Consider the following 6,099-nt stretch of genomic DNA (forward strand, 5'->3'; position numbering starts at 1 on the left):
GTTGGCGATCTCTTCCCCGCGTGTCCGCGGCCGGTCGGTATCGTGTGGCGTGGTCATCGATCAGTCGATACCAGCGCAGTGTTTCGTGCGCCGGAGTTGAACTGCCTCAATGCGGCGTTGCCCATGGGCCCGTAGCCTCGCGGCTTGCCGACCAGCGGGGCCTGACCATGACGATGAACCTGACCCAACGCCTTTTGCACGCGTTGCGCGAACGCGGCGCGACCGAGGTGTTCGGCATCCCGGGCGACTTCGCCCTGCCGCTGTTCCTCGAGATCGAGCGCAGCGCGATCCTGCCGCTGCACACGCTGTCGCACGAACCCGCGGTCGGTTTCGCTGCGGACGCGGCATCGCGTGCGCGCGGCGGCCTCGGGGTGGCGGCCGTCACCTATGGGGCGGGCGCCCTGAACCTGGTCAATGCGGTGGCCAGTGCCTACGCTGAACGCGTGCCGCTCGTCGTGCTGTCGGGCGCGCCGGCGGCACACGAGGCGGCCAGCGGCCTGCTGTTGCACCACCAGGTCAAGACGCTTGACTCGCAATGGCGGCTGTTCGAGGAGCTGACCTGCGACCGCGCGCGCCTGCAGGACGTGTCGCGCGCGCCGGCGCAGATCGCGCGCGTGCTCGACGCCGCGCTGGCGCAGTCGCGGCCGGTGTACCTGGAGATTCCGCGCGACCGGCCAGCCATGGCCTGTGAGGCCGTGCCGCGCAGCGAAGCGCCGGCGGTCGACGGCGAGCGCCTCGCGGCATGCGCCGAAGAACTGCTGACGCGCTTGCGCAGTGCCGAGAGGCCGGTGCTGATGGCGGGCGTCGAGATCCGTCGCTACGGGCTCGAGGCGCAGGTGGCAGAGCTGGCACGTCGCCTCGACATCTCGGTCGTCACCAGCTTCATGGGGCGCGGGCTGCTCACCGGTCATGGCGTCGCGCTGGCCGGCGCCTACCTCGGGCTGGCGGGCGATCCCGACGTGAGCGCGCTGGTCGAGAACTCGGACGGCCTGCTGCTGCTGGGCGTGATCGTCTCGGACACCAACTTCGCGGTCTCGGCGCGCCGCATCGACCTGCGCCGCGCGATCCATGCCTACGACGGCGATGTCGCGATGGGGCACCACGTCTACCACGGGCTGCCGCTGGCGGCCCTGGTCGACGCATTGCTCGAACGCGTGCCCGCGCGGCCCGACCGACCGGCCCCGGCCGCCGCGGTATCGGGCGGCGGCGCCACGCTCGACGATGCGCCCGTGCAACCGAGTGACATCGCCGCCGCGATCAACGCGCTGCATGCCGAGCACGGTGCATTGCCGCTGGCCTGCGATGTCGGCGACTGCCTGTTCACGGCGATGGACGTGCACGCTACCGAGCTGATCGCGCCGGGCTACTACGCGACGATGGGCTATGGCGTGCCGGCCGGCCTGGGTCTGCAGGTCGCGACCGGCAAGCGTCCGATCGTGATGGTCGGCGACGGCGCTTTCCAGATGACCGGCTGGGAGCTCGGCAATGCGGCGCGTCTGGGTTGCGACCCGATCGTCGTGCTGTTCAACAACGCGAGCTGGGAGATGCTGCGAACGTTCCAGCCCGAAGGCCGCTACAACGACTTGGGCAACTGGGACTTTGCTTCAATGGCCGCCGGCATGGGCGGCGATGGCTGCGTCGTGCGCACGCGGCGCGAGCTGGCGGCCGCGCTCGAGCGCGCGCATGCGACCCGTGGGCGGTTCCAACTGCTCGACGTGCGTCTGGCGCGCGGCGTTCTGTCGCCCACGCTGGCGCGCTTCGTCGGCGCGGTCAAGCGCCTGTCGATGCCCGGGTCTGCCTCGACTTGACGCGCCGCAGTCCCAGCCACGCATCACCCTGTCCGGCCGGGCCAGCGCCCGGCGCAGACCCCTGCCCGCAATCGTCCGCGCCCTCCTCGAGCCACAACAGCGAAAGCCGAAGCCTCCATCTTCAAGGCCTGCGACATCCGCGGTGGGTGAGGTGCCAGAAAGCTGCCCTTGGCCACCGTCGGCTGATGGCCTAGCGGAGCCGACCGACTCCTGCCCATGCTTGGCCGGCCCCGCCACGCTGCCGACCGTCACGATCGACCTGCCGCGTGTTCACACTGCGGCGACATCGTCCGATCACTGCCGCCATTCACCTGCCGCGACAGGTGGCGGCCCCACCGAAAGGTGGGCTAGCGCCGTGACGCCGGAAGCGGATGTCACCGCGATGGTGCTGGCGGTCCCGACCAAGCCCCGCCTTGGCGGTGAATTCTTTTGGCGTTGCTCTGCGAGCGCCGGCTGCGAGCGACGGCCTGGAGCTACCCTCGGCCCGGCGTCAGAATGCACCCCATGCCCTCGACCCCGCGCCTGCCGCAGGACGCCGACAGCCTGCTGAAGCTGGCGGCGCAATCGATGTTCGACCTCTATGCCCGCACGGTGCAGGGCATGATGGTGGTCGACCGCGACCACCGCATCGTCTGGATCAGCGAGGGCTACAAGAGCTTCCTGCCGGCGCTGGGCATCGCGGGCGAGTCCGATTTCGTCGGCCAGCGGGTGGAGGCGGTGGTGCCCAACACGCTGATCCCGCAGGTCATCGAGACCGGCCGGCCGATCATGGTCGACCTGCTGACCAACAAGGCCGGCACGTTCCTGGTCAGCCGCGTGCCGTTGCGCGACGACAGCGGGCGCGTCATCGGCGCGTTGGGCATGGTGCTGATGGACCACCCCGAAAGCACCATGCAGCCGCTGATGACCAAGTTCGTGCGCCTGCAGGGCGAACTGGAATCGGCGCAGCGGCAACTGGCCGAGCAGCGCCGGCCCAAGTACACCATCGCCGCCTACATCGGTTCCAGCCCTGCGGCCCTCGAGGTCAAGCGCCAGGCACGCCGCGTGGCCGGCACCGATTCCACCGTGCTGCTGCTGGGCGAAACCGGCACCGGCAAGGAACTGCTGGCGCACGCCATCCACGCGGCGTCGCCGCGCGCCGCGCGGCCCTTCGTCGGCGTCAACATCGCGGCGGTGCCCGAGACGCTGCTCGAGGCCGAGTTCTTCGGCGTCGCGCCGGGCGCCTACACCGGCGCCGACCGCAAGGGCCGCGACGGCAAGTTCAAGCTGGCCGACCACGGCACGCTGTTCCTCGACGAGATCGGCGACATGCCGCTGGCGCTGCAGTCCAAGCTGCTGCGCGCGCTGCAGGAGCGCGAGATCGAGCCGCTGGGCAGCAACCAGGTGATCGGCATCGACGTGCGCGTGATCGCCGCCACCAGCCGCGACCTTGCCGCGATGGTGGCCGACGGGCGCTTCCGCGCCGACCTGTACTACCGCCTGAACGTGCTGCCGATCCGCCTGCCGGCGCTGCGCGAGCGCCTGGCCGACCTGGAAGCGCTGGCCGACGCGCTGCTGGACGACATCGCCCGCCGCAGCGGCCTGCCGCACAAGAGCCTGTCGGCCGACGCGATGGAGCGTCTGATGGCGCACCACTGGCCCGGCAACATCCGCGAACTGCGCAACGTGCTGGAGCAAAGTGCGCTGATGACCGACGACCTGGTGCTGGGCGTGGCCGGTCTGGGCGTGCCCGAGGTGGCGCAGGCCGCGCCGGGTGCGGTGGCCTCGGCGGGCGCTGAGGTGGATGCCGCACCGCACGCGATGCGCGATGTCGCGCGGCCCGGGTCCGACGAGGCCTGGTTGCAGCTTCCGCTGCCGCAGGCGGTCGCCGAGCTCGAGGCGCGCGCCATCCGCCGCGCGCTGGCGGCCACCGGCGGCAACAAGCAGGCCGCCGCGCGCCTGCTGGGCATCGGCCGCGCCACGTTGTACGAGAAGCTGGCCCTGCGGCCGGAACTCGGTCGGCCCCTCACGGGCTGAGCGCCCCGCGGGCGGCGACGATCCGGCCCGGCGCACCCGTCCCCGGTCGGCCGGCGGGCTGTCTGGCTGCACACCCGCGCAGAGCGCGTCTGCACGTCTGCGCAGGCGCGGCTCGCGGCAACCCCAGCAGACGCGTTGCACCCTGCGTGCTACGGTCGTTCTCCCCATTTCCACAACACGAGGAGACAAGCCCATGCACTCACCGATCCGATGGAATCTGCGCTCGATCGCCACCGCCGCGCTGGCCGCGCTGGCCGCCGGCGCCACGCTGGCCCAGCCGCTGCCCACCGCCAGCCCCGAGTCGGTGGGCATGTCGACCGAACGCCTGGGCCGGCTCACCGCCGTGATGCAGAAGGAGGTGGCCGACAAGAAGCTGCCGGGCGCCGTGGTGATGGTCGCGCGCAAGGGCAAGCTGGTCTATTCGCAGGCCTTCGGCAGCCTCAACAACGCCGCCGGCGCGCCGATGGCGGCCGATTCGCTGTTCCGCATCTACTCCATGACCAAGCCGCTGGTGTCCACCGCTCTGATGATGCTGGTGGAAGACGGCAAGGTGCAGCTCACCGACCCGGTGTCGAAGTTCCTGCCCTCGTTCAAGAGCCCGATGGTCAGCGTGCCCAGCTTCGACCCGGTGTTCAATGGCGTGAGCTTCAAGCTGGTGCCGGCCAACCGCGAGCCGACGATCCAGGACCTGTTGCGCCACACCTCGGGCATCGCCTATGGCGAGCTCACCCGCAACACGCTGGTGCGCGAGGCCTACGTCAAGGCCGGCGTGTACAAGCCCACGCTCGACTACGACGCCCGTGAACTGCCCGGCCCGCAGATGGCCGACGCGCTGGGCAAGGCGCCGCTGGCGCAGCAGCCGGGCACCGCCTGGGAGTACAGCCTGTCGGTGGACGTGCAGGGCCGCGTGGTCGAGGCCGTGTCGGGCCAGCGGCTGGGCGACTTCATGCAGCAGCGCCTGTTCAAGCCGCTGAAGATGGCCGACACCGGCTTCCAGGTGCCGTCGGGCCAGGGCGGGCGCCTGGCCGAACCCTTCGCGAAGGACCCCGCCACCGGCGCCGACAACAAGCTCATCGACGTGAGCAAGGTGCCGGGCAACGACTCGGGCGGTGCCGGTGGCGTCAGCACCGCGGGCGACTACCTGCGCTACTGCCAGGCCATGCTCAACGGCGGGCAGCTCGACGGCGCGCGCATCCTGTCGCGCACCACCGTGGGCCTGATGACGTCCGACCACCTTGGCAGCGCCATCAGCACCACGGTGAACCCCGGCATGCTGCTGCTGGGCACGCAGGGCTACACCTTCGGCCTGGGCTTTTTGGTGCGGCAGGGCGACGGCATCGCCGGCGTGCACGGCACGGCCGGCGAGTTCATGTGGGCGGGCTACGCCGGCACCTTCTTCTGGGCCGAGCCGAAGGAGCAGGTCTGCGCCGTGTACATGACGCAGGCCCCCAGCCCGGTGCGCGCCTACTACCGCCGCGCGATGAAGGACCTGGTGTCGCAGGCCATCGTCGACTGACGCGGCCTGCACGGGCCCCGGGGCGGCCACGCCGGCCCCGGGACGCCCGGCGGGGTCAGGCCGCCAGCGGCGCGAAGTCGTAGCCGTTGCCGCGCACCGACAGGCGGCCGATGGCCGCGCCGCTGAGGTGATAGCCGGCCAGCAGCATGTTCTCGCGGATCACCAGGTCGGCCAGGCGGCGGCGGGTCTGGCGGGCGGCGTCGGCGTCCATGTCGAACATCACCGCCCAATCGGGGTTGCGCACGAACAGCGCGGCCACGTTGGTGGTGTCGGCCCAGTACATCAGCTTCTGCGAGCCGCCTTCGATGGTGAAGGCGGTGTGGCCCGGCGTGTGGCCGAAGGCGGCCACCGAGCGGATGCCCGGCAGGATCTCGGCGCCGGGCTGGAACTTCGACACGCTCGAGGCCAGCGGCCCGAACACGCGGCGCGTGGCGGCGAAGGCGCCCTTCATCGCCTCGGGGGCGGCGGCCATGCGGGCATCGTCCATCCACCAGTCCCACTCGGGGATCGGCACCAGGATCTTCGCGTTCGGGAACACCACGTTGCCGGCCTTGTTGCGCAGGCCGTTGATGTGGTCGCCATGGAAGTGCGAGAACACCACCGCGGTGATCGACGCCGGGTCGACGCCGGCCTTGGCCATGTTCTCGAGCAGCTTGCCGGCGGTGGGCGCACCGAACTCGCCGTTGCCGCCGTCGAACAGCACGCGCTGCGAGCCGGTGTCGATCAGCAGCGGGTTGAACGGCACCTCGAGCTTGTCGG

General features: G+C 71.0%; 4 protein-coding genes. 3 read left to right on the top strand and 1 reads right to left on the bottom strand.

The genetic code is table 11. The features are described from left to right. Window positions 1–20 precede the first annotated feature (20 nt). From ipdC to EOINJALH_RS07250, 3 genes are all read left to right on the top strand, one after another. Window positions 21–1,808 carry an indolepyruvate/phenylpyruvate decarboxylase gene (gene ipdC / locus EOINJALH_RS07240; protein WP_234413702.1) on the top strand — a complete coding sequence of 596 codons (1,788 nt, stop codon included), beginning with the start codon at window positions 21–23 and terminating at the stop codon, window positions 1,806–1,808. Window positions 1,809–2,312: 504 nt separating this feature from the next. After that, the gene (locus EOINJALH_RS07245) at window positions 2,313–3,824 is read left to right on the top strand and encodes a sigma-54-dependent Fis family transcriptional regulator (protein WP_088279676.1); all 1,512 of its coding nucleotides are present in this window, start codon (window positions 2,313–2,315) and stop codon (window positions 3,822–3,824) included. A gap of 193 nt (window positions 3,825–4,017) precedes the next feature. Beyond that, a complete protein-coding gene (locus tag EOINJALH_RS07250) occupies window positions 4,018–5,340 on the top strand; it encodes a serine hydrolase (RefSeq protein ID WP_088279677.1) in 1,323 nt (440 codons plus the stop codon). A 55-nt stretch (window positions 5,341–5,395) separates the two neighbouring features. Here EOINJALH_RS07250 and EOINJALH_RS07255 read toward each other — a convergent pair. Further along, the coding region (locus EOINJALH_RS07255) for an MBL fold metallo-hydrolase (RefSeq protein WP_088279678.1) at window positions 5,396–6,099 on the bottom strand (704 nt) is incomplete at its 5' end.

Source organism: Ideonella sp. A 288, from assembly GCF_002198735.1.
Classification (GTDB): domain Bacteria; phylum Pseudomonadota; class Gammaproteobacteria; order Burkholderiales; family Burkholderiaceae_C; genus Pseudaquabacterium.

Excerpts from the sequence above, each read along its gene's own strand:
- EOINJALH_RS07245 (WP_088279676.1), top strand. The coding sequence starts at position 2,313 with ATGCCCTCGACCCCGCGCCTGCCGCAGGACGCCGACAGCCTGCTGAAG.
- EOINJALH_RS07250 (WP_088279677.1), top strand. The coding sequence starts at position 4,018 with ATGCACTCACCGATCCGATGGAATCTGCGCTCGATCGCCACCGCCGCG.